21 protein-coding genes and 7 tRNA genes are annotated in these 26,326 nt (G+C 70.8%); 16 read left to right on the forward strand and 12 right to left on the reverse strand.

The annotated features are described in order from the left end of the window. Nucleotides 1-111: 111 nt before the first annotated feature. Complete coding sequence (locus ACZ60W_RS12550) at nucleotides 112-1,572, forward strand: N,N-dimethylformamidase beta subunit family domain-containing protein (protein ID WP_469755308.1); 1,461 nt, start codon at nucleotides 112-114, stop codon at nucleotides 1,570-1,572. Between the two features lie 129 nt (nucleotides 1,573-1,701). Further along, nucleotides 1,702-2,613, forward strand: a complete 912-nt coding sequence (locus ACZ60W_RS12555) for a phosphoribosylaminoimidazolesuccinocarboxamide synthase (protein ID WP_469755309.1) — start codon at nucleotides 1,702-1,704, stop codon at nucleotides 2,611-2,613. Between the two features lie 109 nt (nucleotides 2,614-2,722). Here the strand turns inward: ACZ60W_RS12555 and ACZ60W_RS12560 are convergent. The 4 genes from ACZ60W_RS12560 to ACZ60W_RS12575 all read right to left on the reverse strand — a co-directional run bounded on the left by ACZ60W_RS12560 (nucleotide 2,723) and on the right by ACZ60W_RS12575 (nucleotide 3,695). Continuing rightward, nucleotides 2,723-2,798: transfer RNA gene (locus tag ACZ60W_RS12560), tRNA-Gly, on the reverse strand. Between the two features lie 182 nt (nucleotides 2,799-2,980). Next, nucleotides 2,981-3,053: transfer RNA gene (locus tag ACZ60W_RS12565), tRNA-Gly, on the reverse strand. An 80-nt stretch (nucleotides 3,054-3,133) separates the two neighbouring features. Then, nucleotides 3,134-3,205: transfer RNA gene (locus ACZ60W_RS12570), tRNA-Gly, on the reverse strand. Nucleotides 3,206-3,353: 148 nt separating this feature from the next. Then, entirely contained in the window at nucleotides 3,354-3,695 is a 342-nt protein-coding gene (locus tag ACZ60W_RS12575) for a histone-like nucleoid-structuring protein Lsr2 (RefSeq protein ID WP_469755310.1), read from the reverse strand. A 367-nt stretch (nucleotides 3,696-4,062) separates the two neighbouring features. Here ACZ60W_RS12575 and purS point away from each other — a divergent pair, with 367 nt between their 5' ends. From purS to purL, 3 genes are read left to right on the forward strand one after another with little or no spacing between them, the layout of a single operon-like run. Further along, a complete protein-coding gene (gene purS, locus ACZ60W_RS12580; RefSeq protein WP_017240564.1) occupies nucleotides 4,063-4,308 on the forward strand; it encodes a phosphoribosylformylglycinamidine synthase subunit PurS in 246 nt (81 codons plus the stop codon). Further along, entirely contained in the window at nucleotides 4,305-4,985 is a 681-nt protein-coding gene (purQ, locus tag ACZ60W_RS12585) for a phosphoribosylformylglycinamidine synthase subunit PurQ (protein ID WP_469755311.1), read from the forward strand. Before purS ends, purQ begins: the two co-directional genes overlap by 4 nt. Next, entirely contained in the window at nucleotides 4,985-7,234 is a 2,250-nt protein-coding gene (gene purL / locus ACZ60W_RS12590; RefSeq protein WP_469755312.1) for a phosphoribosylformylglycinamidine synthase subunit PurL, read from the forward strand. Before purQ ends, purL begins: the two co-directional genes overlap by 1 nt. Nucleotides 7,235-7,288: 54 nt before the next feature. Here the strand turns inward: purL and ACZ60W_RS12595 are convergent, their stop codons facing one another. Next, nucleotides 7,289-7,693: a nuclear transport factor 2 family protein gene (locus ACZ60W_RS12595; protein WP_469755313.1), complete on the reverse strand. Its 405-nt coding sequence runs from the start codon at nucleotides 7,691-7,693 to the stop codon at nucleotides 7,289-7,291. A 79-nt stretch (nucleotides 7,694-7,772) separates the two neighbouring features. On the opposite strand from ACZ60W_RS12595, the gene ACZ60W_RS12600 reads away from it, so the two are divergent. The 4 genes from ACZ60W_RS12600 (at nucleotide 7,773) to purM (ending at nucleotide 12,311) form a co-directional block, all read left to right on the forward strand. After that, nucleotides 7,773-8,561 (forward strand): maleylpyruvate isomerase family mycothiol-dependent enzyme, encoded by a 789-nt coding sequence (locus tag ACZ60W_RS12600; protein WP_469755314.1) that lies wholly within the window; start codon nucleotides 7,773-7,775, stop codon nucleotides 8,559-8,561. A gap of 65 nt (nucleotides 8,562-8,626) precedes the next feature. Continuing rightward, a complete protein-coding gene (locus tag ACZ60W_RS12605) occupies nucleotides 8,627-9,436 on the forward strand; it encodes an META domain-containing protein (protein ID WP_469755315.1) in 810 nt (269 codons plus the stop codon). A gap of 216 nt (nucleotides 9,437-9,652) precedes the next feature. Next, on the forward strand, nucleotides 9,653-11,179 hold the full coding sequence (gene purF / locus ACZ60W_RS12610; RefSeq protein ID WP_469755316.1) for an amidophosphoribosyltransferase: 1,527 nt from the start codon (nucleotides 9,653-9,655) through the stop codon (nucleotides 11,177-11,179). A gap of 52 nt (nucleotides 11,180-11,231) precedes the next feature. Next, nucleotides 11,232-12,311, forward strand: a complete 1,080-nt coding sequence (purM, locus tag ACZ60W_RS12615) for a phosphoribosylformylglycinamidine cyclo-ligase (protein ID WP_469755317.1) — start codon at nucleotides 11,232-11,234, stop codon at nucleotides 12,309-12,311. Between the two features lie 144 nt (nucleotides 12,312-12,455). Here the strand turns inward: purM and ACZ60W_RS12620 are convergent, their stop codons facing one another. Then, nucleotides 12,456-12,710: a DUF3073 domain-containing protein gene (locus ACZ60W_RS12620; protein ID WP_019887615.1), complete on the reverse strand. Its 255-nt coding sequence runs from the start codon at nucleotides 12,708-12,710 to the stop codon at nucleotides 12,456-12,458. A 301-nt stretch (nucleotides 12,711-13,011) separates the two neighbouring features. Then, complete coding sequence (locus ACZ60W_RS12625) at nucleotides 13,012-14,103, reverse strand: Leu/Phe/Val dehydrogenase (protein WP_469755318.1); 1,092 nt, start codon at nucleotides 14,101-14,103, stop codon at nucleotides 13,012-13,014. Between the two features lie 155 nt (nucleotides 14,104-14,258). Here ACZ60W_RS12625 and ACZ60W_RS12630 point away from each other — a divergent pair, with 155 nt between their 5' ends. Beyond that, entirely contained in the window at nucleotides 14,259-15,110 is an 852-nt protein-coding gene (locus ACZ60W_RS12630; protein WP_469755319.1) for a DUF8083 family protein, read from the forward strand. 578 nt (nucleotides 15,111-15,688) lie between these two features. Further along, entirely contained in the window at nucleotides 15,689-15,895 is a 207-nt protein-coding gene (gene bldC / locus ACZ60W_RS12635; protein WP_003949541.1) for a developmental transcriptional regulator BldC, read from the forward strand. 653 nt (nucleotides 15,896-16,548) lie between these two features. Here the strand turns inward: bldC and ACZ60W_RS12640 are convergent. Together ACZ60W_RS12640 and hrpA are read right to left on the reverse strand one after the other, a co-directional pair. Beyond that, nucleotides 16,549-16,622 (reverse strand) — tRNA-Asp (locus ACZ60W_RS12640). 88 nt (nucleotides 16,623-16,710) lie between these two features. Continuing rightward, complete coding sequence (hrpA, locus tag ACZ60W_RS12645; protein ID WP_469755320.1) at nucleotides 16,711-20,685, reverse strand: ATP-dependent RNA helicase HrpA; 3,975 nt, start codon at nucleotides 20,683-20,685, stop codon at nucleotides 16,711-16,713. Between the two features lie 150 nt (nucleotides 20,686-20,835). Here hrpA and ACZ60W_RS12650 point away from each other — a divergent pair, with 150 nt between their 5' ends. Both ACZ60W_RS12650 and ACZ60W_RS12655 read left to right on the forward strand, forming a co-directional pair. After that, nucleotides 20,836-21,600, forward strand: coding sequence for a DsbA family protein (locus tag ACZ60W_RS12650; protein ID WP_469755321.1), 765 nt, complete (start codon nucleotides 20,836-20,838; stop codon nucleotides 21,598-21,600). Continuing rightward, on the forward strand, nucleotides 21,597-22,442 hold the full coding sequence (locus ACZ60W_RS12655; RefSeq protein ID WP_469755322.1) for a cytochrome c biogenesis CcdA family protein: 846 nt from the start codon (nucleotides 21,597-21,599) through the stop codon (nucleotides 22,440-22,442). The genes ACZ60W_RS12650 and ACZ60W_RS12655 overlap by 4 nt, the downstream gene beginning before the upstream one ends. Before the next feature lie 90 nt (nucleotides 22,443-22,532). Here ACZ60W_RS12655 and ACZ60W_RS12660 read toward each other — a convergent pair. From ACZ60W_RS12660 to ACZ60W_RS12670, 3 genes are all read right to left on the reverse strand, one after another. Further along, nucleotides 22,533-22,606: transfer RNA gene (locus tag ACZ60W_RS12660), tRNA-Phe, on the reverse strand. Between the two features lie 22 nt (nucleotides 22,607-22,628). Then, nucleotides 22,629-22,702: transfer RNA gene (locus tag ACZ60W_RS12665), tRNA-Asp, on the reverse strand. Nucleotides 22,703-22,741: 39 nt separating this feature from the next. Continuing rightward, nucleotides 22,742-22,814: transfer RNA gene (locus tag ACZ60W_RS12670), tRNA-Glu, on the reverse strand. A gap of 104 nt (nucleotides 22,815-22,918) precedes the next feature. Between ACZ60W_RS12670 and ACZ60W_RS12675 the strand changes: the two genes are divergently transcribed. The 3 genes from ACZ60W_RS12675 to ACZ60W_RS12685 all read left to right on the forward strand — a co-directional run. Beyond that, the gene (locus ACZ60W_RS12675; protein ID WP_469755323.1) at nucleotides 22,919-23,269 is read left to right on the forward strand and encodes a metallopeptidase family protein; all 351 of its coding nucleotides are present in this window, start codon (nucleotides 22,919-22,921) and stop codon (nucleotides 23,267-23,269) included. Nucleotides 23,270-23,366: 97 nt separating this feature from the next. Next, nucleotides 23,367-24,011 carry a hypothetical protein gene (locus ACZ60W_RS12680; protein WP_469755324.1) on the forward strand — a complete coding sequence of 215 codons (645 nt, stop codon included), beginning with the start codon at nucleotides 23,367-23,369 and terminating at the stop codon, nucleotides 24,009-24,011. 197 nt (nucleotides 24,012-24,208) lie between these two features. Further along, the coding region (locus ACZ60W_RS12685) for a DEAD/DEAH box helicase (protein ID WP_469755325.1) at nucleotides 24,209-26,326 on the forward strand (2,118 nt) is incomplete at its 3' end.

A 26,326-nucleotide genomic window follows, 5' to 3' on the forward strand; every position in this document is an offset into this window, starting at 1 on the left:
ATGTGATGTGCTGGAGACCGTCACTGACAAGGGCAAGAACCAGCGGCACCGACCAGCCGACAAGCCGACGAGCAGGCCAGCCGACCGGGGGAGTCGAGGGAGGGGCGCAGCATGGGGGCGGAGCAGATCAGACGGTGGGAGTCGGGTGCGCTGGCGCACGCCGTGAGCGATCCTTTCGGCCAGGGGCCCCTGCCCTGGCTGCGCGGGTCGGACAACTACTTCGACGACACCGGTCAGATGGTCCCCTGGTACGCGGACGAGATCCTGGCGCGGGGCGGCAGGGGCGGTCCGCGGACGGCCGACGACGTCCGCCGCCAGATCAAGGGGTTCGCGTCCGGCGGGGCCGTGGCGCCGGGGGAGTCGATCGATTTCCACGTGACGGTGGACCCCCCGCAGCAGTTCTCGGTCGACATCTATCGGATCGGGCACTACGGCGGCGACGGCGCGGCGAAGATCACGACCAGTCCGCGCCTCTCCGGGATCGTCCAGCCACCGCCGCTGACGGCCGACCGCACGGTCTCCTGCCACCACTGGTGGCAGTCGTGGCGGCTGCAGATCCCGTCGTACTGGTCGATCGGGGCGTACGTGGCCGTGCTGACGACGGCCGACGGCTACCGCTCGCACATCCCCTTCACGGTCCGCGACAACCACCCGGCGGACCTGCTGCTCGTCCTGCCGGACGTGACGTGGCAGGCGTACAACCTCTATCCGGAGGACGGCCACACCGGCGCCAGCCTCTACCACGCGTGGGACGAGGACGGCCGGCTGCTCGGCGAGGAGGACGCGGCCGTGACGGTCTCCTTCGACCGGCCGTACGCGGGTGCGGGTCTGCCCCTGCACGTGGGGCACGCCTACGACTTCATCCGCTGGGCGGAGCGGTACGGCTACGACCTGGCGTACGCGGAGACCCGCGACCTGCACGCCGGCCGGGTCGACCCGAGCCGCTACCGGGGCCTGGTCTTCCCGGGCCACGACGAGTACTGGTCGGCGCCGATGCGCAGGACCGCCGAACTCGCCCGCGACCAGGGCACCTCGCTGGTCTTCCTGTCGGCGAACACCATGTACTGGCAGGTGGAGCTCGGCCCGTCGCCGTCGGGGGTGCCGGACCGGCTGCTCACCTGCCGGAAGCGGCGCGGCCCCGGCCGGTCCGCGCTCTGGCGGGAGGTCGACCGGCCCGAGCAGCAGCTCCTCGGCATCCAGTACGCGGGCCGGGTGCCCGAACCGCATCCGCTGGTCGTGCGGAACGCGGACCACTGGCTGTGGGACGCGACCGGTGCCGGGGACGGCGACGAGCTGCCGGGCATGGTGGCGGGCGAGGCCGACCGGTACTTCCCGCGCACCGCGCTCCCGGAGCACCAGGGCCGCATCCTGCTGGCGCACTCGCCCTACCGGGACGGCGAGGGGGCGGTGCGCCATCAGGAGACCTCCCTCTACCGGGCTCCCTCGGGCGCCTGGGTCTTCGCCTCCGGCACGTTCGCCTGGTCGCCGGCGCTGGACCGCCCGGGCCATGTCGACGCGCGGGTCCAGCGCGCCACGGCCAACCTCCTGGACCGGATCTGCAAGAGGGACTGACCGGATCCGGCCGGTGGTGAGAAGGGCCTTCGGCGGGTCCCGGGAGCAGTCGGCCGGGCCCAGGCGCCGAGGGCCCGGCCAGGTGCGAGAGAATCGGAGCGCTCCTGGATCAACCTACGCGGAGGAACCGTGTCCGGATTCGTAGAAAAGCCCGAGCCCGTCCAGGTCCCGGGCCTCACCCATCTCCACACGGGCAAGGTGCGCGACCTGTACCGGAACGAGGCCGGTGACCTCGTGATGGTGGCGAGCGACCGCATGTCCGCGTACGACTGGGTCCTGCCGACCGAGATCCCCGACAAGGGCCGGGTCCTCACCCAGCTGTCCCTGTGGTGGTTCGACAAGCTCGCCGACCTGGTCCCGCACCACGTCCTCTCCACCGAGCTGCCGGCCGGTGCCCCCGCCGACTGGGCGGGCCGCACCCTGATCTGCAAGTCGCTGAACATGGTGCCGGTCGAGTGCGTCGCCCGCGGCTACCTGACCGGCTCCGGTCTCGTCGAGTACGAGGAGAGCCGCACGGTCTGCGGCCTCGCGCTGCCCGAGGGCCTGAGCGACGGGTCCGAGCTGCCCGCGCCGATCTTCACCCCGGCGACCAAGGCCGCCGTCGGCGACCACGACGAGAACGTGTCGTACGAGGAGGTCGCCCGCCAGGTCGGTGCCGAGACGGCCGCGGTGCTGCGCCGGACGACGCTCGACGTCTACGGCCGCGCCCGTGACATCGCGCGCGAGCGCGGCATCATCCTGGCCGACACGAAGTTCGAGTTCGGCTTCGAGAGCACCCCGGACGGCGACCGGCTCGTCATCGCCGACGAGGTGCTCACCCCGGACTCGTCGCGCTTCTGGCCGGCGGACCAGTGGCAGCCGGGCCGCGCCCAGCCCTCGTACGACAAGCAGTTCGTGCGGAACTGGCTGACGTCGCCGGCCTCCGGCTGGGACCGCAAGAGCGAGCAGCCCCCGCCGCCGCTCCCCCAGGAGATCGTGGACGCCACCCGCGCCAAGTACCTGGAGGCCTACGAGCTCCTCACCGGAAACCCCTGGTCCTAGGGGACCCGTTCCGAAGGGCCCCCGTCCGCCCGCATGCGGACGGGGGGCCCTCCGGAGCATTCCTGGGCACGAGAAAGCCCCCCGGTCATTCGACCGGGGGGCTTCTCCGTGGAGCGGACGACGAGATTCGAACTCGCGACCCTCACCTTGGCAAGGTGATGCTCTACCAACTGAGCCACGTCCGCATGCGCCGTAGCGCGCTGCTAACTATACCCAACGTCCCGGGTGCTCGTGACACACCTTTTGTGTGGGCCCCTTCACATGCGCCGGCCGGATCGAGGCGTGCTCGCGGGCCGATCTTCCGGCGATCTTCCGGGCGTACGACGAAGGCCCCGGTTCCTGAGAACCGGGGCCTTCGTTCTTCCTGAGCGGACGACGAGATTCGAACTCGCGACCCTCACCTTGGCAAGGTGATGCTCTACCAACTGAGCCACGTCCGCATTGCTGCCGCTCGGCTCTCACCGGGCGGTGCGAGCACCACTCTACCTGATCCACCGGAGTGGTCGGTCGAGCGATGCAGAGCGGGTGACAGGAATTGCACACTGCGCCTTCCCCCTGGAAGGGGGATGTTCTACTACTGAACTACACCCGCACGCTGCGTCGGACTCGGCTTTGCGGCCTTGCCCTTCGGCGTGATCCAGACTCTACCGGATCATCGGGGGTGCAATGCAAATCGCCTCGGGTCGAGGTCAGGGCCGGGGCCAGGGGGGAGCTCCGCGCCCCGGCACCTGAACCGTCGTTCAGCTCGCGGCGCGGAAGGCCTCGTAGACCCGCTTCGGGATCCGGCCGCGGGCCGGGACGTCCATCTTGTTGGACTGGGCCCAGGCGCGGACCGCCGCCGGGTCGGGGGCGAGGTCGGTGTGCGTGAAGCTCTGGGCCGCGGGGCCCCGGCCGGCCGCCAGTCGGGCCGGGAGCTTGCGCCCGGCCGCGAGGTAGGGGGCGAGGCTCTTGCGGAGTTTCTTTGCATTGGCAGCATTCAGGTCGATCTCGTACATCTTCCCGTCAAGGCCGAACGCGACCGTTTCAGCAGCTTCTCCGCCGTCGATGTCGTCGGAGAGAGTGACCACCACACGCTGAGCCACGGATATCGGTCCTTTCCTGCGGCCACCGAGGTCGCGAGGACGCTTGTGGCGCCTCTGACGTGCTGCGATGCCGACCGTACGGCTGTGCCGGGACAATGCTGCTTTCTTCTGGATTCCTTTGTACAGCGGCAGGTGTCGCATTGTGAAGCCCTGCCAATTGTTTCAGCGTGTCCCGGCACATTGCGGTCCGCAATATTTCACTGGAATTTTGCGCGGGGAGTGTCGGTCCGGCGTGCGGATCGTGTTCGTGTGGCGCACGTCGCACCGAACCGGCCTTTTGTAGGATCCTTCAGATCTCTACCCGCGTAGAATTTGGAGGCAGGTACGCTGAGGGAACCGCCCACGCAACACACCACCGGGAGTGCCAGTGGCACGCGTCGTAGTCGACGTCATGCTCAAGCCGGAGATCCTCGACCCTCAGGGGCAGGCGGTGCAGCGTGCACTGCCCCGCCTGGGATTCGCCGGAATCGCCGATGTCCGTCAGGGGAAGCGCTTCGAGCTGGAGGTGGAGGGACCGGTCGACGACGCCGCCCTCGCCCGCATCCATGAGATGGCCGAAACCTTCCTTGCCAACACCGTGATCGAAGACTTCATCGTGAAGGTGGAGTCGTGACCGCACGCATCGGCGTCGTCACGTTCCCCGGAACGCTCGACGACCAGGACGCGCTGCGTGCCGCCCGCCTGGCGGGCGCCGAGCCCGTCTCGCTCTGGCACCGCGACAAGGACCTCAAGCAGGTCGACGCCGTGGTCCTGGCCGGTGGCTTCTCCTACGGCGACTACCTGCGGGCCGGAGCCATCTCCCGCTTCTCGCCGGTGATGGAGACCGTCATCGAGCAGGCGAAGGCGGGCATGCCCGTCCTCGGGATCTGCAACGGCTTCCAGATCCTCACCGAGGCCCATCTGCTGCCGGGCGCGATGCTGCGCAACAACCACCTCCACTTCATCTGCCGCGACCAGAAGCTGCGGGTGGAGAACGCGGAGACCGCCTGGACCTCGGACTACTCCGCGGGCCAGGAGATCGAGGTCCCGCTCAAGAACATGGACGGCCGGTACGTCGCCGACGAGCGCACGCTCGACGCGCTGGAGGCCGAGGGGCGGGTGGCCTTCCGCTACCTGGACGTGAACCCCAACGGCTCGCTGCGCGACATCGCGGGCATCACCAACGCCGCGGGCAACGTGGTCGGCCTCATGCCGCACCCCGAGCACGCCGTCGAGCCGCTGATCGGCACCGGCAAGACGGACGGCCTCGGTTTCTTCACCTCGATCCTCAAGAAGCTGGTCAACGCCTGATGAGCCTCGACACCGTCAAGCACGCGAGCGAGACGCCGGACAGCGAGCAGCCCTGGAAGGAGCTCGGCCTCAAGGAGGACGAGTACGCGCGCATCCGCGAGATCCTCGGCCGCCGTCCCACCGGCGCCGAGCTCGCCATGTACTCGGTCATGTGGTCCGAGCACTGCTCCTACAAGAGCAGCAAGGTCCACCTGAAGCAGTTCGGCGAGAAGACCCCCGAGAACGACGCCATGCTCGTCGGCATCGGCGAGAACGCGGGCGTCGTCGACGTCGGCCAGGGGTACGCGGTCACCTTCAAGGTGGAGTCGCACAACCACCCCTCGTACATCGAGCCCTACCAGGGCGCGGCCACCGGCGTGGGCGGCATCGTCCGCGACATCCTCGCCATGGGCGCCCGTCCGGTCGCGGTCGTCGACCCGCTGCGCTTCGGCGCGGCCGACCACCCCGACACCAAGCGCGTGCTGCCCGGTGTCGTCGCCGGCATCGGCGGCTACGGCAACTGCCTGGGCCTGCCCAACATCGGTGGCGAGGTCGTCTTCGACTCCTGCTACCAGGGCAACCCGCTCGTCAACGCCGGCTGCATCGGCGTGATGAAGCACGAGGACATCCACCTCGCCAAGGCCTCCGGCCCCGGCAACAAGGTCATCCTGTACGGCGCCCGCACGGGCGGCGACGGCATCGGCGGCGTCTCGGTCCTCGCGTCCGAGACCTTCGACGACACCAAGCCGACCAAGCGCCCCGCCGTCCAGGTCGGCGACCCGTTCCAGGAGAAGCTCCTCATCGAGTGCACCCTGGAGATCTTCGGGGAGAAGCTGGTCGCGGGCATCCAGGACCTCGGCGGCGCCGGGCTCTCCTGCGCCACGTCCGAGCTCGCCTCCGCCGGCTCCGGCGGCATGCACGTGGACCTCGAGAAGGTCCACCTGCGCGACGCCACGCTCTCGCCCGAGGAGATCCTCATGAGCGAGTCGCAGGAGCGCATGTGCGCGATCGTCGAGCCCGAGCACGTCGAGCGCTTCCTGGAGATCTGCGAGAAGTGGGACGTCATCGCCACCGTCATCGGTGAGGTGACCGACGGCGAGCGCCTGGAGATCTTCTGGCACGGCGAGCAGATCGTCGACGTGCCGCCGCGTTCGGTCGCCCACGAGGGCCCGACCTACCACCGGCCGTTCGCGCGCCCGGAGTGGCAGGACGCGCTCCAGGCCGACGACGCCGGCAAGCTGCCCCGGCCGCAGACCGGTGCCGAGCTGAAGGACCAGGTCCTGAAGCTGGTGTCGTCCCCGAACCAGGCCTCGAAGTCCTGGATCACGGACCAGTACGACCGGTTCGTGCAGGGCAACACGGTCCTGGCGCAGCCCGAGGACGCGGGCATGGTCCGGATCGACGAGGAGACCAACCTCGGCGTGGCCATGGCGACCGACGGCAACGGCCGGTACGCGAAGCTCGACCCGTACACGGGCGCGCAGCTCGCGCTGGCGGAGGCGTACCGCAACGTGGCGGCCTCCGGCGCCAAGCCGCTGGCCATCTCGGACTGCCTGAACTTCGGTTCGCCCGAGGACCCGGCCGTCATGTGGCAGTTCGCCGAGGCCACCCGTGGTCTCGCGGACGGCTGTCTGCAGCTGGGCACTCCGGTCACCGGCGGCAACGTGTCGCTGTACAACCAGACCGGCGAGGTCGCCATCCACCCGACGCCGGTCGTGGCCGTGCTCGGTGTGATCGACGACGTGAACCGCCGTACGCCGATCGCCTTCGCGGAAGAGGGCCAGCTCCTCTACCTGCTGGGCGACACGCGTGAGGAGTTCGGCGGCTCGGCCTGGTCCGAGGTGATCCACCGGCACCTCGGCGGCATGCCGCCGGCCGTGGACCTCGACCGGGAGAAGCTGCTCGGCGAGATCCTGATCTCGGCCTCCCGCGACGGCATGATCGACGCGGCGCACGACCTGTCCGACGGCGGTCTCGTCCAGGCGGTCGTCGAGTCCTGCCTGCGCGGCGGGAACGGCGCGCGGCTGGTGGTCCCCGAGGGCCTGGACGCCTTCACGTTCCTCTTCAGCGAGTCGGCCGGCCGTGCGGTCGTCGCCGTCCCGCGCAGCGAGGAGCTCCGCTTCACCGACATGTGCGGTGCGCGCGGTCTGCCGGCGGCCCGTATCGGTGTCGTCGACGGCGACGCGGTCGACGTGCAGGGCGAGTTCGCGCTCTCCCTCACGGAGCTGCGCGAGGCGCACGAGGCGACGATCCCGGCCCTGCTGGCCTGACGCCCCGGCCGTACGCGACAGCCCCCGCCCTTCCAGGGCGGGGGCTGGGTGCGTTCAGCCGGCCGTGCCCCAGAAGGCGTCGGACTGGGCGATGTCCTCGACGCACTCGTCGATGTCGGAGATCTTGCCGCCCATGACGGTGAAGACGAGCGCGCCCTTCATCTCGATGCCTCGGTCACCGCGTTCGGCGTAGAACTTGTTGGACGCCACGGCGTGGCCGCGTCCGTCGACGGTGATGGAGTCCAGCTCGACGCGCATCTTGCCGCCGGTGAGCTCGAACATCTTCCGGTACATGGCGAGGACGTTGTCCCGGCCCTTGTAGTGCCCGGATATCTGGCTCTCGCCGGGCGAGTGGTGCGTACAGTCCGCCGTCATCAGGGTGCCGACGGTCTCCATGTCTCCCTTGGTCCACGCGTCGAATCCCCGTCGGACCAAGGCTGCGTCAGGGTGCTCGGTCATGGCCGATCGGCCCCTCTCCGTACGGATGGGTGTGCTGCGGACGGGCCTCCCCTTCCAGTCTCCGACTACCCTCGCCCCCATGCCACCGGCCAAGAAGCGCAACCGCAGGTACGACTCCGCCAGGACCAGGGCCGCCGTGCTCGCGCAGTTCGCGCACGTCCGCACGGCGGTGGAGGCCCTCTCGCCCGAGCAGCTCGACGGGCCGACGCGGCTGGGGGAGTGGACGGTGAGGGATCTGGCGGCGCACGTCGCGTGGATGGTCGACTCGGTGCCGCTGCTCATGGAGGCTCCGGAGCGGGGGAGGGACCGGCTCGCGCTGCTCGACTGGCCGTCGGTGACGGCGGGGGGCGCCGGGCGGATAGACGAGCACACCCGCGGCATCGACGCCTCCGACCTGCCGGGGCTCTACGCGCGCGTGGCGGACGACTACGGGCGGGCGATGGCGGACGCCGACGACGAGCGGCTGCTGCCCGTGAGTTTCGGCGCCATGACCCTCGCGGACTTCGTCGTGACCCGGACCGTCGAACTGGTCGTGCACACCGACGACCTGAACGCGGCGACGGGCGCCGGCATCCCGTACGACCGCCAGGCCCTGGCCGCCTGTACGCGGCTGCTCGCCGACGCGCTCGCGGCGAAGGCGCCCGGCGGCGCGGTGGAGGTCCGGATCCCGCCGTACGCGGTGGTGCAGTGCGTGGAGGGCCCGCGGCACACCCGGGGCACCCCGCCCAACGTGGTCGAGACGGACCCGCTGACGTGGGTCAGGCTGGCGACGGGCCGCACCGGGTGGGCGGTGGAGCGGGACGCGGCGCGCGTGAGCGCGAGCGGCGAGCGGGCGGACCTCGGCGCGCTGCTGCCCGTGATGGGCTAGGCCGAGCCGGGGAGGGGGACGGCACCCCTCCGGAACCGTTCGGCGGGCCGTTCCGTCAGACCTGCATGCCGAAGCCACGCGCACTCGCCGTCCTGGTCCCTCTTCTGCTGCTCACCGCCTGCGGTACGGAAGGAGGGGCGGGCACCGGGTCCGGCGCGGACACCGTCTCCCCGGACGTGCCGGTCGCCGGCACGTACTGGACGGTGGACGCCGTCACGGTCGACGGCCGCAGGTCGGCCGCGCCCGACGGGGCGCGCCTCGACTTCGGGAAGGACGGCCGGGCCCGGGGGAACACTGGCTGCAACACGTTCGGCGCCGCGGTCGTCGTGCGGGGCGACGGGGTCACCGTCACGCCGCAGGAGGTCACCGAGATGGGGTGCGCCGCCGACCGGCAGCGTTTCGAGCAGGAGCTCCTGAAGGCCCTCGCGGGCCCGCTGCGGGCGACGACGAAGGGCGACGCCCTGCGGCTGGAGTCGTCGGACGGCCGCACGGGCCTGGAGCTGACGGCGGAGCCGCCCGCCGCCCTGCGCGGGACGACCTGGAAGATCGACGGGCTGGTCTCGGGGACGAGCACGTCCTCGCTGCCGGCGGGCGGCGAGGGCAAGGCGCGGCTGGTGCTGGGCGCGGACGGCCGCATGACCGGGAACCTGGGGTGCAACAACTTCTCGGCGAAGGCCCGTGCCGACGACCGGACGCTCACGGTCGAGGGCCCGGCGGCGACGACCCGGATGATGTGCACCGGTCCGCAGATGGAGCTGGAGACGAAGCTGTACGAGCTCCTCGACGGCCCGCTGAACTATCGGCTGAACCACCGAACGCTGACCCTCACCGACGCCTCGGGAGAGGGCCTCACGGCGACGGCGACCACCCCCTGAGGGTGTCGGGACTGCGAACTCCGTCACATCGCGGGGGCGCTCCGGGCCTGGTACGAGCGTCCGCTCGCCGAGGGTCCGGAGGCGGAATCCCTTCGCGCGCCTGCTTCGTAGGCCCCTCCAGACCAAAGATGATCATTTTGTGCGATCGCACGAGTGGGGAGGGTCCTGCTTTTCCTCAATTCGGACCAGTGGTCGAGCCCGTCTACACTCGGAAACGTGCCACGTGGTGACGGTCGACTCAATCACGACCTGCTTCCCGGCGAGAAGGGCCCCCAGGACGCTTGCGGCGTCTTCGGTGTCTGGGCTCCGGGTGAAGAGGTCGCAAAGCTCACGTACTTCGGGCTCTACGCCCTCCAGCATCGGGGCCAGGAATCCGCGGGTATCGCGGTCAGCAACGGCTCCCAGATCCTCGTCTTCAAGGACATGGGCCTCGTGTCCCAGGTCTTCGACGAGACCTCTCTCGGTTCCCTCCAAGGTCATATCGCGGTCGGTCACGCCCGCTACTCGACCACCGGGGCGTCCGTGTGGGAGAACGCGCAGCCGACGTTCAGGGCAACCGCCCACGGCTCCATCGCGCTCGGCCACAACGGAAACCTGGTGAACACGGCGCAGCTCGCCGAGATGGTCGCCGACCTTCCCAAGAAGGAAGGCCGCAGCACGCGTGTGGCGGCCACCAACGACACCGACCTCCTGACGGCGCTGCTCGCCGCGCAGGTCGACGAGGACGGCACGCCGCTCACCATCGAGCAGGCGGCCGCGAAGATCCTCCCCGACGTCCGGGGTGCCTTCTCCCTCGTCTTCATGGACGAGCACACGCTCTACGCGGCCCGTGACCCGCAGGGCATCCGCCCGCTGGTCCTCGGTCGCCTGGAGCGCGGCTGGGTGGTCGCGTCCGAGTCCGCCGCTCTCGACATCTGCGGTGCCAGCTACGTCCGCGAGGTCGAGCCGGGCGAGATGATCGCGATCGACGAGAACGGCATCCGCACCTCGCGATTCGCGGAAGCGAAGCCGAAGGGCTGTGTCTTCGAGTACGTGTACCTGGCCCGCCCGGACACGGACATCGCCGGCCGGAACGTCTACCTCTCCCGGGTGGAGATGGGCCGCCGGCTCGCCAAGGAGTCGCCGGTCGAGGCGGACCTGGTGATAGCGACTCCGGAGTCCGGCACCCCGGCCGCCATCGGCTACGCCGAGGCCTCGGGGATCCCCTTCGGCGCCGGTCTGGTGAAGAACGCCTACGTCGGGCGCACCTTCATCCAGCCCTCGCAGACCATCCGACAGCTCGGCATCCGGCTGAAGCTGAACCCCCTCAAGGACGTCATCAAGGGCAAGCGCCTGGTGGTCGTCGACGACTCGATCGTCCGCGGCAACACCCAGCGCGCCCTGGTCAAGATGCTCCGCGAGGCCGGCGCGGCCGAGATCCACATCCGGATCTCCTCGCCGCCGGTGAAGTGGCCGTGCTTCTTCGGCATCGACTTCGCGACCCGCGCGGAGCTGATCGCCAACGGCATGTCGATCGAGGAGATCGGCAAGTCGCTGGGCGCGGACTCGCTCTCGTACATCTCCATCGACGGGATGATCGAGGCGACGACCATCCAGAAGCCCAACCTCTGCCGTGCCTGCTTCGACGGCGAGTACCCCATGGAGCTTCCGGACCCCGAGCTGCTGGGCAAGCAGCTGCTGGAGACCGAGCTGGCCGCCGGCCCGGCCGCCACGGCGGCCTCCGACGCCCTGCGTCGCCCGTAAGACCCCGCTGCAGCCGCCGTGCGAGCAGTCACGACACGAAAGTTCTGAACCCATGTCTCAGACCCCCAGTGCCGCAGGCGGCGCCAGCTACGCGTCCGCGGGCGTCGACATCGAGGCGGGCGACCGCGCCGTCGAGCTGATGAAGGAGTGGGTGAAGAAGACGCAGCGCCCCGAGGTCCTCGGCGGCCTCGGCGGTTTCGCCGGCCTCTTCGACGCCTCCGCCCTCAAGCGGTACGAGCGCCCGCTGCTCGCCTCGGCGACCGACGGCGTCGGCACCAAGGTCGACATCGCCCGCCAGATGGGCGTGTACGACACGATCGGCCACGACCTGGTCGCGATGGTCATGGACGACATCGTCGTCTGCGGCGCCGAGCCGCTCTTCATGACCGACTACATCTGCGTCGGCAAGGTCCACCCGGAGCGGGTCGCCGCCATCGTCAAGGGCATCGCCGAGGGCTGTGTCCTGGCGGGCTGCGCCCTCGTCGGCGGCGAGACGGCGGAGCACCCGGGCCTCCTCGGCCCGGACGACTTCGACGTGGCCGGCGCCGGCACGGGCGTCGTGGAGTACGACCGGCTGCTCGGCGCGGACCGCATCCGTTCGGGTGACGCGGTCATCGCCATGGCCTCGTCCGGTCTTCACTCCAACGGGTACTCGCTCGTCCGGCACGTGGTCTTCGACCGCGCCGGCATGACCCTCGACCAGCAGGTCGAGGAGCTCGGCCGGACGCTCGGCGAGGAGCTCCTGGAGCCGACGAAGATCTACTCCCTGGACTGCCTGGCCCTCACCCGGACCACGGACGTCCACGCGTACAGCCACATCACGGGCGGCGGTCTCGCCGCCAACCTGGCCCGGGTCATCCCGGACGGCCTGCACGCCACGGTCGACCGTTCGACCTGGACCCCGGGCGCGATCTTCGACCTGGTCGGCAAGGCCGGCCAGGTGGAGCGCCTGGAGCTGGAGAAGACGCTGAACATGGGCGTCGGCATGATGGCGGTCGTCCCGGCGGAGTCCGTGGACGCGGCCCTGACGACGCTGGCCGACCGCGGGGTCGAGTCCTGGGTCGCGGGCGAGATCACCGGGCGCGGGGCGCACACGACGGGCGCCGAGCTGGTCGGGGACTACGCCCGGTAGACCGCGGAGGGCACGACGTGACGGGGCGCTCCTGAGGGGCGCCCCGTTCGCGTGGCGCGGGGCCTCCGGCGCGTCGCGCCGGGTGCGGACAGCACGGAAACCCGGCCGGGGATCGCCCGGACCGGGTTTCGGTGATTCAGAAGGTCAAGCGCGACGCGGCGACGCAGCAGGACCGGACTCGTCGTCCTCGTCCTCGTCGTCCGTGTTGTAGAGATCCGCGTACTGGGCGTACGGGTCGTCTTCCTCGTCGTCGTCCTCGAACGGCTCGCCATTCGGCGGCTGGCTCGAAGTCGATGCGCCCAGCTCATTGGCCAGACGCGTCAGGTCCGTCCCGCCGCTGCTGTACTTCAGCTGGCGGGCGACCTTGGTCTGCTTGGCCTTTGCCCGGCCGCGCCCCATGGCTCGACCCCCTCGGTGACGGGGCTCGGTGGCCCCAGAGTCTTGACACGCGTTCATGATTCGGAACGGACTCTCGACAGAGAGACCGGTCCGTAGGGCTTCAACGGTACCTGTTTCCGCGGGTCTACGGTACGCCGCGCGCATCACATACCCCGGTACAGAACCATCGAGGTGCCCTTTCCTCGCTGGTCAGTCGCGATTTTAACCTCTTCTGGCGGGCCGACCCGCCGAGGGGAGTGAGTGAAGTCTCCCCGACGACGGGCCGGCCCCGGGCGCGGCGCCGTCCCGGCACCGCCCCGACTCAGCGGCGCCGGGCCTCCGCCATCCGCTGCTCGGCGATCCGGTCGGACGCCGCGGCCGGCGGAATGCCGTCGGCCTTCGCACGTGCGAAGATCTCCAGGGTGGTGTCGAAGATCTTCGTGGCCTTCGCCTTGCAGCGGTCGAAGTCGAAGCCGTGCAGCTCGTCGGCGACCTGGATCACGCCGCCCGCGTTGACCACGTAGTCGGGCGCGTAGAGGATCCCGCGCTCGACGAGGTCCTTCTCGATGCCGGGGTGGGCCAGCTGGTTGTTGGCCGCGCCACAGACGACGGCGGCGGTGAGGAAGGGTACGGTGTCGCCGTTGAGGGCGCCGCCCAGCGCGCAGGGCGCGTAGATGTCGAGGCCCTCGACGCGGATCAGCTCGTCGGTGTCGGCGACCACGGCGACCTGCGGGTGCTTGTCGGTGATCCGGCGCACCGACTCCTCGCGCACATCGGTGATCACGACCTCGGCACCGTCCTCCAGGAGGTGCTCGACGAGGTAGTGGCCGACCTTGCCGACGCCGGCGACGCCGACCTTGCGGCCGCGCAGCGTCGGGTCGCCCCACAGGGTCTGGGCGGAGGCGCGCATGCCCTGGAAGACGCCGTAGGCGGTGAGGACGGAGGAGTCGCCGGCGCCGCCGTTCTCGGGGGAGCGGCCGGTGGTCCACCGGTTCTCGCGGGCGACGACGTCCATGTCGGCGACGTAGGTGCCGACGTCGCAGGCCGTGACGTACCGGCCGGCGAGGGAGGCCACCATGCGCCCGTAGGCGAGCAGCAGCTCCTCGGTCTTGATCTTCTCCGGGTCGCCGATGATGACGGCCTTGCCGCCGCCGTGGTCGAGACCGGCCATGGCGTTCTTGTACGACATGCCGCGGGAGAGGTTGAGCGCGTCGGCGATCGCCTCGGCCTCGGTGGCGTACGGGTAGAAGCGGGTGCCGCCGAGGGCGGGGCCCAGGGCGGTGGAGTGGAGGGCGATGACGGCCTTGAGGCCGGATGCGCGGTCCTGACAGAGGACGACTTGCTCGTGGCCACCCTGCTCCGAGTGGAACAGTGTGTTCAGTACGTCGACAGGAACGCCGGTCACATCGGTCACGGTGGTGACTCCCAAGTACGAAGCGGCGGTTTCGGGCCTCCCTGCGGGTGGGGGAGGACCAGTTCGGCACGAGAGTAAGTCCTACCTGGGCGTAGATCGGCCGCAGTGCTCAGGATCACCCCCTCCCGGAGTACCTCCGTGGAAGGATTCGCGACATGTCGGTCGCCCCCACGGTCCCCGTTCCCTACGCGTCCTATCTGCGGGTCTACGAGCCGCTGGCCGCGTTCCCCGAGCCGGAGCGGACCCACTGGGCCCGGTACGCCCGCCGCCCGCGCACCCCCGGGGCCCAGGAGGAGCTGCGGCGGTCGCTGGCCGACCTGCTGCCGACGCCTCCGGTGCCCGTGCCGGTGCACGAGAGCGGGGAGGCGTTCGTCGCCCATCTGGACGGCGTGGTCGTGGTCTGCCCGTGGCGGACCCGGCTGCGGGGCTGGCTGGCGCTGCGGGAGCTGGTGGCGGAGGGGTATCCGGCGGCGGTGCTCGACGCGATGCTGCCGCCGGTGGTGCAGGCGCAGGCGGTGAGCGACCACGAGCGGTGGCTGGAGCGGCACCCGGACGCGCGGCCGTGGATCCGGACGGGGCTGTGGCACGTGCCGCTGCGCTGGTTCGCCCTCTTCGGCGACGAGGACCGGCAGTACGAGCCGGGGGACGCGGCGGCGGGCCGGGAGCCGGTGCTGCGGTACCGGACGACGATGGCGCAGGCGCGGCGGCGGCTGGCGCGGGCGTTGCGGGCTCTGCGGGAGTCGGTGGACGAGGGGCCCATGACGGAGGGTCTGATCGACGTGGGGCGCTGGCTGGAGGAGTTCCACCCGCGGTCGCTGGTGGAGCTGGACTTCGGCGGTCTGGTGCACCTGGTCGGCGAGGAGTGGCTGGCGGGGGACCGGTCGGCCGCGCAGTTGGCGGAGGGGCTCGCGGCGCTGAAGGCGGGCGACGGCGAGGCGGCGGGCGAGGCGTACGGGCGGCTCGCCGAGCGCTGGCGGGCCGTCAGGGACCTGCGGTTCGCGAACTGACATCAGTCGGGCATCTTCGTCAGGTCGGTATCGACAAGACATGTCCGGCCGGTGTAAATGATCTTCAACACTTCCGGACGGGGTGACTCCGTTGGCATGTGCCGGCGGCCGGGTCCTTCGGCACGTGTGGCGTGAGGACGTTGGTCCCGATCCGGGCCTTTGGCTCAAGCGTGACGGACAGCACTAACCGCACCCTTGCGTCGATCACCCTCCCTCGTGCCAAAATAGGACAAGGAGTCCGGGGAGGGTTCCTTCCGCCCAAGTATGGGCGGAACGCTCAGCATTGCACTCTATGGGGGGTCTGAGGACTCCTGATCGCTCTGTGACTGATCGTCACAGTGGCGTGACTGTCCGTTATGGCATGGTCCATCGACTTCCGCCGCTGATGAACACCTGCGAGGGCAATTCCATCGGTTTGGCCGACGTGGCTGGACGGATGGTGTAGTTGTAGTGCCGAGGACAAGCCGTTCGTCCTATAACCGACTCGGCCCGCTTCTGCCATTTCGGGCAACGCGGGTCAAGGTGCAGAATTTAGAGGAAAGAACCGAGATGGTTCGGTTCTCCCGAGGAGGCCGCTCATGACCGCTCGCACCCCTGATGCCGAGCCGCTGCTGACCCCTGCCGAGGTTGCCACGATGTTCCGTGTCGACCCGAAGACGGTGACCCGTTGGGCGAAGGCGGGCAAGCTCACGTCCATCCGCACCCTGGGTGGACACCGCCGTTACCGCGAGGCCGAGGTTCGCGCACTGCTGGCGGGCATTCCGCAGCAGCGCAGCGAGGCCTGAGGCTCGCTCGACACCCCGCAGCACCCCGTAACACCGGGCACTGCCGGATCCCCCTATCCGGTCGCCCACCCCTAGTACTGCCGACGGGCTCCTGCCCCAACAGGGTCTCCGTCAACGATCGCGCTGGACTCCGCCGGGTCCGGCGCGATCTTTTTTGTGGCCGGCGCCACTCGTCGCCGGGTGGTGCAATTGCACATATTAAATCGGGCTGGTGTAGGGAGGGTGTAAGTGAAGCGGTTTCTGAAACTCTTTCAGTGACACCCGTCACACTGGTGAAGTCTTGCCAAAGAACAGCCTGCCACCTCCCGGATCGGGTCCAACCCGCCGTAGGTCATGGGTCGGTGGGACTTTCGTCCCCCGTCGCCGCCGGCCGGGAACCCCGGGCCGTAGGGCCGCGCAGAGCCCCTCGGGGCCCGGGCCGAGCCCCCCGAGCCATCTCCGCCGGACGGGGCCGCCAGAAGGCCGCACAGGCCCGGCGGTGGCGGGCGGCGGTCCCCGGGATCGGCGCCCCGGTCCCAGGGCGCGGGGTACGGGTCGCGGGGCGAAAGGCAAAGGCGCGGGGCGAAGGGTGCGGGCCCTGCACGCGGGGCACCGGGCTCCTGGCCCGGAACACGACGAAGGCCCGCATCGTGTGATGCGGGCCTTCGTGAAAGCGATCCTGACGGGACTTGAACCCGCGACCTCCACCTTGACAGGGTGGCGAGCTAACCAACTGCTCCACAGGACCTTGCTCGCAGCCCCTGTTCGGCGGCTGCGAAGATGACTGTACAGCAGGTCAGCGGTCCGGTCGAACTCACCGCCGGAGGCGGCCCGCGTCAGGGCGCCGCCGCGTCGATGGCCTTCACGATCCGCTTGTCGGAGACGGGGTACGCCGTCCCCAGCGCGTGGGCGAAGTAGCTCACCCGCAGCTCCTCGATCATCCAGCGGATGTCGGTGACCTCCACCGGCACCGGCCGGCCCTTCGGGAGCTGTTCGAGCAGCCAGGCGTACTCGTCCTGCATCTCCCGGACCTTCTCCATCCTGGTGGTGTCGCGCTGGACGCCGGTCGGCATCTGCTGGAGCCGCCGGTCCACCGCCACCAGATAGCGCATCAGGTCGGGGAGCCGCTTCAGGCCCGTCCGGGTGACGAATCCGGCCGGCATCAGCCAGGCCAGCTGCGCCCGCACGTCGGAGAGGTTGTCGAGCAGGGCCAGGCTGTTCGTCGACTTCAGCCGCCGCTCGCACGCCTGCCACGCCGCCAGGATCTGCTGGACCTGCCCCACCGTCCGCACGGTCGTGTCGACGAGGTCCGCGCGGACCTTGTCGTACAGCTTCCGGAAGGACTCCTCGTCCCACGCGGGGCCGCCGTGGTCCGCGATCAGCTTGTCGGCGGCGGCGGTGGCGCAGTCGTCGAAGAGGGCCTGGATCGAGCCGTGCGGGTTCGAGGACAGGGCCAGCTTCTGCTGGTTGGTGAGCTTGTCCGAGGCGAACTTCGCCGGGTTCACCGGGATGTTCAGCATGATCAGCTTCCGGGTGCCCCGCCACATGGCCTGCGCCTGCTCGGCCTCCGTGTCGAAGAGCCGGACGGCGACGGTCGCGCCCTCGTCCACGAGCGCCGGGTACGCCTTGACCGGCTGGCCGGCCCGCCGGGCCTCGAAGACCTTCGTGAGGCTGCCGATCGTCCAGTCCGTGAGCCCCGTGCGCTCCAGGGAGGGCCCGGAGCCGTCCGGGCCGCCCGTGGCCGCAGCGGCGGCCTGGGAGAGGGCCTTGCGCGCCTTGGGGCGCAGCTGCTGCCGCAGGGTCTCCAGGTCCTTGTCCTCGGCGAGCTTGCGGCGCCGCTCGTCGACGATCCGGAAGGTGACCTTGAGGTGCTCGGGGACCTTCGCCCAGTCGAAGTCCTCGGGCGTGACGGGGACGCCGACCATCCGCTGGAGCTCGCGGGCGAGCGCCCCGGTCAGCGGCTCCTGCACGGGGACGACCGCGTCCAGGAAGCGGCCCGCGAAGTTCGGCGCGGGCACGTAGTGGCGGCGGATCGGCTTGGGCAGCGAGCGGATCAGCTCGGTGACGACCTCGGCGCGCAGGCCCGGGATCTGCCATTCGAAGCCGTCGTCCGTCACCTGGTTGAGCACCTGGAGCGGGACGTGGACGGTCACGCCGTCCGCGTCCGCGCCCGGCTCGAACTGGTAGGTCACCCGGAACTTCAGCGGGCCCTGGCGCCAGGAGTCGGGGTAGTCGTCCTTGGTGACCGCCCCCGCCTTCTCGTTGATGAGCATCTCGCGCTCGAAGTCGAGGAACTCGGGCTCCTCGTGGCGCTTGTGCTTCCACCAGGAGTCGAAGTGGGCTCCGGACACGACGTGTTCCGGGACGCGCTTGTCGTAGAAGTCGAAGAGCGTCTCGTCGTCGACGAGGATGTCCCGGCGCCGGGCGCGGTGCTCCAGCTCCTCGACCTCGGTGAGGAGTCTGCGGTTGTCGGCGAAGAACTTGTGGTGGGTCCGCCAGTCGCCCTCGACCAGCGCGTTCCGGATGAAGAGGTCCCGGGAGACCTCCGGGTCGATCCGGCCGTAGTTGACCTTGCGGTCGGCGACGATCGGGACGCCGTACAGCGTGACCTTCTCGAAGGCCATGACGGCCGCCTGGTCCTTCTCCCAGTGCGGCTCGCTGTACGTCTTCTTGACCAGGTGCTGGGCGAGCGGCTCGATCCACTCGGGCTCGATCCGGGCGTTGACCCGGGCCCAGAGGCGCGAGGTCTCCACCAGCTCCGCGGACATGACGAAGCGCGGGGGCTTCTTGAAGAGCGCGGAGCCGGGGAAGATCGCGAACTTGGCGTTCCGCGCGCCCAGGTACTCGCCCCGGCCGCCGTCGCGGCGGGCGCCGTCCTTCGCCCCGTCCTTGGCGTCCTTGACGTCCTTCAGGCCGATGTGGCTGAGCAGGCCGGCGAGGAGCGAGACGTGCACGGACTGCTCGGGCGCGTCCTCCTCGTTGAGGTGGATGCCCATCTGCTTGGCGACCGTGCGCAGCTGGGCGTAGATGTCCTGCCACTCGCGGATGCGGAGGAAGTTCAGGTACTCCTGCTTGCACATCCGGCGGAAGGAGCTGGAACCGCGCTCCTTCTGCTGCTCGCGGACGTACCGCCACAGGTTGAGGAAGGCGAGGAAGTCGCTCGTCTCGTCCTTGAAGCGGGCGTGCTGCTGGTCGGCCTGGGCCTGCTTCTCGGAGGGCCGCTCGCGCGGGTCCTGGATGGAGAGCGCCGCCGCGATGACCATGACCTCGCGGACGCAGCCGTTCTTGTCGGCCTCCAGGACCATCCGGGCCAGGCGGGGGTCGACGGGCAGCTGGGAGAGCTTGCGGCCCTGCGGGGTGAGGCGCTTCTTCGGGTCCTTCTCCGCCGGGTCGATCGCGCCGAGCTCCTGGAGGAGCTGGACGCCGTCGCGGATGTTGCGGTGGTCCGGCGGGTCGATGAAGGGGAACTTCTCGATGTCGCCGAGGCCGGCGGCGGTCATCTGGAGGATGACGGAGGCCAGGTTCGTCCGGAGGATCTCGGCGTCGGTGAACTCCGGGCGGGTGAGGAAGTCGTCCTCGGAGTACAGGCGGATGCAGATGCCGTCGGAGGTACGGCCGCAGCGGCCCTTGCGCTGGTTGGCGCTGGCCTGGCTGACCGGCTCGATCGGCAGGCGCTGGACCTTGGTGCGGTGCGAGTAGCGGGAGATGCGGGCGGTGCCCGGATCGATCACGTACTTGATGCCGGGGACGGTCAGGGAGGTCTCGGCGACGTTGGTCGCGAGGACGATCCGGCGGCCGGAGTGGGCCTGGAAGACGCGGTGCTGCTCGGCGTGGGAGAGGCGGGCGTAGAGCGGGAGGACCTCGGTGTTCCGCAGCTGCCGTTTGAGGAGGGCGTCGGCGGTGTCGCGGATCTCGCGCTCGCCGGAGAGGAAGACCAGGACGTCGCCGGGGCCCTCGGACCGGAGCTCGTCGACGGCGTCGCAGATGGCGGTGATCTGGTCCCGGTCGGACTCCTCGGAGTCCTCTTCCAGGAGGGGCCGGTAGCGGACCTCGACCGGGTACGTGCGCCCGCTGACCTCGACGATCGGGGCGTCGCCGAAGTGGCGGGAGAAGCGCTCCGGGTCGATGGTCGCGGAGGTGATCACGACCTTGAGGTCGGGGCGCTTGGGCAGCAGCTGGGCCAGGTAGCCGAGCAGGAAGTCGATGTTGAGGGACCGCTCGTGGGCCTCGTCGATGATGATCGTGTCGTAGGCGCGCAGCTCGCGGTCCGTCTGGATCTCGGCGAGCAGGATGCCGTCGGTCATCAGCTTCACGAAGGTCGCGTCGGGGTTCACCTGGTCGGTGAAGCGGACCTTCCAGCCGACGGCCTCGCCCAGCGGGGTCCGCAGCTCCTCGGCGACCCGGTCGGCGACCGTGCGGGCGGCGATCCGGCGGGGCTGGGTGTGCCCGATCATGCCCCGGACGCCCCGGCCGAGCTCCAGACAGATCTTGGGGATCTGGGTGGTCTTCCCGGAGCCCGTCTCACCGGCGACGATCACGACCTGGTGGTCGCGTATCGCCTCCAGGATCTCGTCCTTCTTCTGCGAGACGGGGAGCTGTTCGGGGTACGTGACCGCGGGCACGCGGGAGGCGCGCCCGTCGACGCGCTCCTTGGCCTTGGCCGCCTCGGCGGCGATCTCGTCCAGGACGGCCGCGCGGGCCTCGGGCTTGCGGATGCGGCGGGCGCCTTCGAGACGGCGGCCGAGCCGGTGGGAGTCCCGCAGCGAGACCTCGGCCAGGACGGACTGGAGGGCGGCGAAGGAAGTAGACATACGGGATCCAGGATCGCACCTGCGGCCGAGAAGCGGCGAACCGATTTACGACCGTCCACCGGGTCGCCGCCGTTCCGTGACCGTCCGTTCCCGGCCGTGTCGGGTTCACCTCCTTCCCTCCCGTTCTGGCGGCGTATCTATCGTTCTCGCATGTCCAACCCCACCTCCAGGCCCACGTCCACCTCCCCGTCCAAGGCCAGGCCGGTCCTGATCGTCGCCGGCGTGGCGGCGGCCGCCGTGCTGCTCGGCGTCGTCTCCTACACCGCGACCAAGCCCTCGTCCCCCGGTGCCGGCGGTTCGTCCGCGGTCGCCGAGGTCTCCGCCGACCCGGCGGCCGGCGTCCATCCCGAGCTGGAGGCGTACGCCCGCCGCGACGCCGCCGACGGGCTGGCCATGGGCCGGGCCGACGCCCCCGTCGTGCTCATCGAGTACGCCGACTTCAAGTGCGGCTACTGCGGGCAGTTCGCCCGGGAGACCGAGCCCGCGCTGGTGCGCCGGTACGTCGCGGACGGCACCCTGCGCATCGAGTGGCGGAACTTCCCGATCTTCGGCGAGGAGTCGGAGGCCGTGGCCCGCGCCTCCTGGGCGGCCGGGCAGCAGGGCAGGTTCTGGGAGTTCCACCGGGCCGCGTACGCCGAGGGAGCCAAGGAGAAGGGCTTCGGCCGGGAACGGCTCGCCGCCCTCGCGAAGGAGGCGGGCGTCCCCGACGCGGCCCGGTTCGCGAAGGACTCCGAGGGGACGGCGGCCCGCGCGGCGGTCCGCGCGGACCAGGAGCAGGGCTACGCGCTGGGTGCCACGTCCACCCCGTCGTTCCTGGTCAACGGCCGGCCGATCGCCGGCGCCCAGCCGCTGGAGACCTTCACGGAGGCGATCGAGGCGGCGGCGAAGAGCGCCGCGGCGAAGGGCAGGCCGTGACCGCGGGCATCGGCTACTTCGCCGCCTTCCTCGGGGGTCTGCTCGCCCTCCTGAGCCCGTGCAGCGCCCTGCTGCTCCCGGCCTTCTTCGCGTACTCGATCGACACGCGCGCGAAGCTGGTCGCCAGGACCGGCATCCTCTACACGGGCCTGGCGACGACGCTCGTGCCGCTGGGCGCGGCCGGTTCCCTCGCGGGACGATTCTTCTACGGCCACCGGGACCTGCTCGTCACGGCGGGCGGCTGGCTGATCATCGCGCTGGGCGTCCTCCAGGTCCTCGGCCGGGGCTTCGCCCCCCGCCGGGCCGTCGAGGCGAGCGCCCGCATCCGGCCGACGTCGGCGCTCTCGGTGTACGCGCTGGGTCTGGTCTACGGCCTCGCGGGCTTCTGCGCGGGCCCGATCCTGGGGAGCGTCCTCACGGTGGCGGCGCTGAGCGGCAGCCCGGCGTACGGCGGACTGCTCCTCGCGGTGTACGCGCTGGGCATGGCGGTCCCGCTGTTCGTCCTCGCGCTGCTCTGGGAGCGGTACGACCTGGGCCGGCGGCGCTGGCTGCGGGGCCGTCCGCTCCGGCTCGGGCGCTTCGAGGCCCCTTCCACGTCGCTGGTCTCGGGGCTGTTCTTCGTGGCCCTCGGCACGCTGTTCCTCGTCTTCGACGGGACGACCGCGCTCCCGGGGCTGCTGTCGGTGGACGCGTCGTTCGCGGTGGAGGAGCGGGTGGCGGCCCTGGGCCGTTCGGTCCCGGACGGGGTGCTGCTCGGGGCGGTCGTGGCGGCGGTGGCCGTCGTCCTCGTGCTGCGGGGCCGTCGTGGCGGCGCCCGGACGAGGGAGCGCGAGGAGACGTGACGCGGCGGGGGAGGGGCGCGGCCCTTCCCCCGTACGGCCGTTCGGGGGAACGACGAAGGCCCCGTTCTCTCGAACGGGGCCTTCTCCTTGTGGCTGGGGCCGGGGTCGAACCGGCGACCTATCGCTTTTCAGGCGATCGCTCGTACCAACTGAGCTACCCAGCCACGAGGTCATTTCTGACCTCAGCGATCCTGACGGGACTTGAACCCGCGACCTCCACCTTGACAGGGTGGCGAGCTAACCAACTGCTCCACAGGACCTTGCTATGTGCGAGCACTAGTCTCGCACACGGTAATGCGTACCCCCAACGGGATTCGAACCCGTGCTACCGCCTTGAAAGGGCGGCGTCCTGGGCCACTAGACGATGAGGGCTAAGGGCCCACCTGCGCGCTTCTCAGCGCGTCGGGGACGTCTGAAGCATATGGGATGGCGGCCGCTATCGCCAAAACGGTTTCCCGGCGGGGGAGAATGGGCCCGTGCTGGAGATGACGCGCGAGGAGTTCGAGGAGCTTGTCGCCGAGGCCCTGGACCGGATTCCGCCGGAGCTGACGCGGCTGATGGACAACGTCGCCGTGTTCGTGGAGGACGAGCCCGCCCCGGACGACCCGGAGCTCCTCGGCCTCTACGAGGGGACGCCGCTGACCGAGCGCGGCGAGTGGTACGCCGGGGTGCTGCCCGACCGGATCACGATCTACCGGGGGCCGACGCTGCGCATGTGCGCGACGCGCGAGGACGTGGTCGCGGAGACCGAGATCACCGTGGTCCACGAGATCGCCCACCACTTCGGCATCGACGACGAGCGGCTGCACGCGCTGGGCTACGGCTGAGCCTCGGCGGGCTCCGGGCGTGTCCCATGTGGCGCAAAGGGAGTTGGGCAGGGTGACGCGTTCCGATTCCTGCCTGCTGTGTCCTGGAGGTGCCCCCGTGCGCCAATTGCCCACCCCGGTGAGATGGGCCGCCACCGCGCTGGCCGTCGCCGCCTGCGCCGGTCTGAGCGGCTGTATGAGTGTCAGCGACGAGGGGGCGAAGCCGACGCCCGGCGCGTCCGGGGGGAAGCAGGGCGCGGCCGCCGAGTCGGACGGCGGCGGAGGCGGGTCCGCCGGGGGCGGCGGCTCCTGGAACGGCCGGCCCGACCGGGGCGGCCCGCAGGCCGCCGGAGCCGGTACGGAGTCCCCGGTGCCGAGCGGCTCGCCCTCGGGCACGGCCGAGCCCTCCGCCGGCGCGGTGCTGCCGGTCGAGGGCCCGGGCGGTCCCGGCGGGACGCAGAAGCCGCAGCCGACGGGCGGCCAGCAGGGCCCCGGCGGCGGGTCCGGCGGGGCCGGGAGCGGCGCCGGCGGTGGATCCGGGACTCCGGGAGGCGGCGGGTCCACGCCGACGCCCACGCCGGAGCCGACCCCGGAGCCGACGGCCGAGCCGACCCCGACGCCGGAGCCGACCCCCGAGCCGACCTCCAACCCCACCGATCCGCCGACGTCCGGCACCGACACCCAGCTGGGTGCGATGCGGTCGGCGGACGGGTCCGGGGCCCCCACGGAGCCGGTGGCGTCTCCGCAGGTCGGACCGGTGTGACGGAGTCCGATTTGCCATAGGTGGGGGAGGGTGCGTATGGTGGTAGATCGTTTGATCCCCTTGCCCGGCGCCGACACAGAAGAGCGCCGCGTGGCGCGTACTCTCCCTAGCCGTGGCTGACCGCATTGAGGCGGTCGTTTGCGAAATCACGGAGTTGACGGGCGCGTGCCGAGACTCCGGAAGGTTTCGCATTTCGCATGTCCATTTTCAGTTCTGACCACGCCGTCATGCCCGAGAACGACGAGATCGTCGAGGCCGTCGTGGCCTCCGAGACCGCCGAGATCGTGGAGATCCTCGACGTCGACGCCGACACGGACGTCATCGAGGCCGACGACATCGACGCCGGCTCCGAGGAGCCCGCCGAGCCCACGATCACCTTCGGCGACCTCGGTCTGCCCGAGGGCGTCGTCCGCAAGCTCGCGCAGAACGGCGTCACCACCCCCTTCCCGATCCAGGCCGCGACCATCCCGGACGCCCTGGCCGGCAAGGACATCCTGGGCCGCGGCCGCACCGGCTCCGGCAAGACCCTCTCCTTCGGTCTGCCGCTGCTCGCCACCCTGGCCGGCGGCCACACCGACAAGAAGAAGCCCCGCGGCGTCATCCTCACCCCGACCCGTGAGCTCGCGATGCAGGTCGCGGACGCCCTCCAGCCCTACGGCGACGTGCTCGGCCTCAAGATGAAGGTCGTCTGCGGCGGTACCTCCATGGGCAACCAGATCTACGCCCTGGAGCGCGGCGTCGACATCCTCGTCGCCACCCCGGGCCGTCTGCGCGACATCATCAACCGCGGCGCCTGCTCCCTCGAGAACGTCCAGATCGCCGTCCTCGACGAGGCCGACCAGATGGCCGACCTGGGCTTCCTGCCCGAGGTCACCGAGCTGCTCGACCAGGTCCCGGTCGGCGGCCAGCGCCTCCTCTTCTCCGCCACCCTGGAGAACGAGATCGACAGCCTGGTCAAGCGCTACCTGGTGGACCCGATCACGCACGAGGTCGACCCGTCCGCCGGTGCCGTCACCACCATGACCCACCACGTCCTCGTCGTGAAGCCGAAGGACAAGGCCCCGGTCACCGCGGCGATCGCCGCCCGCAAGGGCCGCACGATCATCTTCGTCCGCACCCAGCTGGGCGCCGACCGCATCGCCGAGCAGCTCCGCGAGGCCGGCGTGAAGGCCGACGCCCTCCACGGCGGCATGACCCAGGGCGCCCGTACGCGCACCCTGGCCGACTTCAAGGACGGCTACGTCAACGCGCTCGTCGCGACCGACGTCGCCGCCCGTGGCATCCACGTCGACGGCATCGACCTGGTCCTGAACGTGGACCCGGCCGGCGACCACAAGGACTACCTGCACCGCTCGGGCCGCACCGCCCGCGCCGGCCGCTCCGGTGTCGTGGTCTCCCTGGCCCTCCCGCACCAGCGCCGCCAGATCTTCCGCCTGATGGAGGACGCGGGCGTCGACGCCACGCGCCACATCGTCGGCGGCGCCGGCGCGTTCGACCCCGAGGTCGCCGAGATCACCGGCGCCCGTTCGCTGACCGAGGTCCAGGCCGACTCCGCGAACAACTCGGCCAAGCAGGCCGAGCGCGAGGTCGTCGACCTGACCAAGCAGCTGGAGCGCCTCCAGCGCCGCGCCGTCGAGCTCCGCGAGGAGGCCGACCGCCTGGTGGCCCGCGCCGCCCGCGAGCGCGGCGAGGACCCCGAGGCCGCCGTGGCCGAGGTGACGGAGGCCGCCGAGGCCGAGGTCGCCGCCGCCGTGGTCGAGGCCGAGCGCGCCGCCCGCGTCGAGGAGCAGCGCCGCGAGGAGCGTCCGGCCCGCGACGAGCGGGGCAACTACGAGCGCCGCGACCGCGGTGGCGACCGTGGCGGCTTCCGCCGTGACGACCGTCCCTCGGGCGGTTTCAACCGTGACGACCGCGGTGGCGACCGTGGCGGCTTCCGCCGCGACGACCGTCCGTCCGGCGGCTTCCGCCGTGACAACGACCGTCCGTCCGGTGGCTTCCGTCGCGACGACCGTCCCTCGGGCGGTTTCAACCGTGACGACCGCGGTGGCGACCGTGGCGGCTTCCGCCGTGACGACCGTCCCTCGGGCGGTTTCAACCGTGACGACCGTGGCGGCCGTTCCTTCGAGCGTCGCGACAACGACCGTCCGTCCGGCGGCTTCCGCCGTGACAACGACCGTCCGTCCGGTGGCTTCCGTCGCGACGACCGTCCCTCCGGTGGCTTCAACCGTGACGACCGCGGTGGCGACCGTGGCGGCTTCCGCCGTGACGACCGTCCCTCGGGCGGTTTCAACCGTGACGACCGTGGCGGCCGTTCC

The organism is Streptomyces sp. NPDC104202, assembly GCF_055584185.1.

Bases quoted from the DNA above. Each gene is read 5' to 3' on its own strand.
- ACZ60W_RS12550 (WP_469755308.1), top strand. From the start codon at position 112: ATGGGGGCGGAGCAGATCAGACGGTGGGAGTCGGGTGCGCTGGCGCAC.
- purL (WP_469755312.1), top strand. From the start codon at position 4,985: ATGAGCCTCGACACCGTCAAGCACGCGAGCGAGACGCCGGACAGCGAG.
- ACZ60W_RS12595 (WP_469755313.1), bottom strand. From the start codon at position 7,693: ATGACCGAGCACCCTGACGCAGCCTTGGTCCGACGGGGATTCGACGCG.
- ACZ60W_RS12600 (WP_469755314.1), top strand. From the start codon at position 7,773: ATGCCACCGGCCAAGAAGCGCAACCGCAGGTACGACTCCGCCAGGACC.
- ACZ60W_RS12605 (WP_469755315.1), top strand. From the start codon at position 8,627: ATGCCGAAGCCACGCGCACTCGCCGTCCTGGTCCCTCTTCTGCTGCTC.
- purM (WP_469755317.1), top strand. From the start codon at position 11,232: ATGTCTCAGACCCCCAGTGCCGCAGGCGGCGCCAGCTACGCGTCCGCG.
- ACZ60W_RS12620 (WP_019887615.1), bottom strand. From the start codon at position 12,710: ATGGGGCGCGGCCGGGCAAAGGCCAAGCAGACCAAGGTCGCCCGCCAG.
- ACZ60W_RS12630 (WP_469755319.1), top strand. From the start codon at position 14,259: ATGTCGGTCGCCCCCACGGTCCCCGTTCCCTACGCGTCCTATCTGCGG.
- bldC (WP_003949541.1), top strand. From the start codon at position 15,689: ATGACCGCTCGCACCCCTGATGCCGAGCCGCTGCTGACCCCTGCCGAG.
- hrpA (WP_469755320.1), bottom strand. From the start codon at position 20,685: ATGTCTACTTCCTTCGCCGCCCTCCAGTCCGTCCTGGCCGAGGTCTCG.
- ACZ60W_RS12650 (WP_469755321.1), top strand. From the start codon at position 20,836: ATGTCCAACCCCACCTCCAGGCCCACGTCCACCTCCCCGTCCAAGGCC.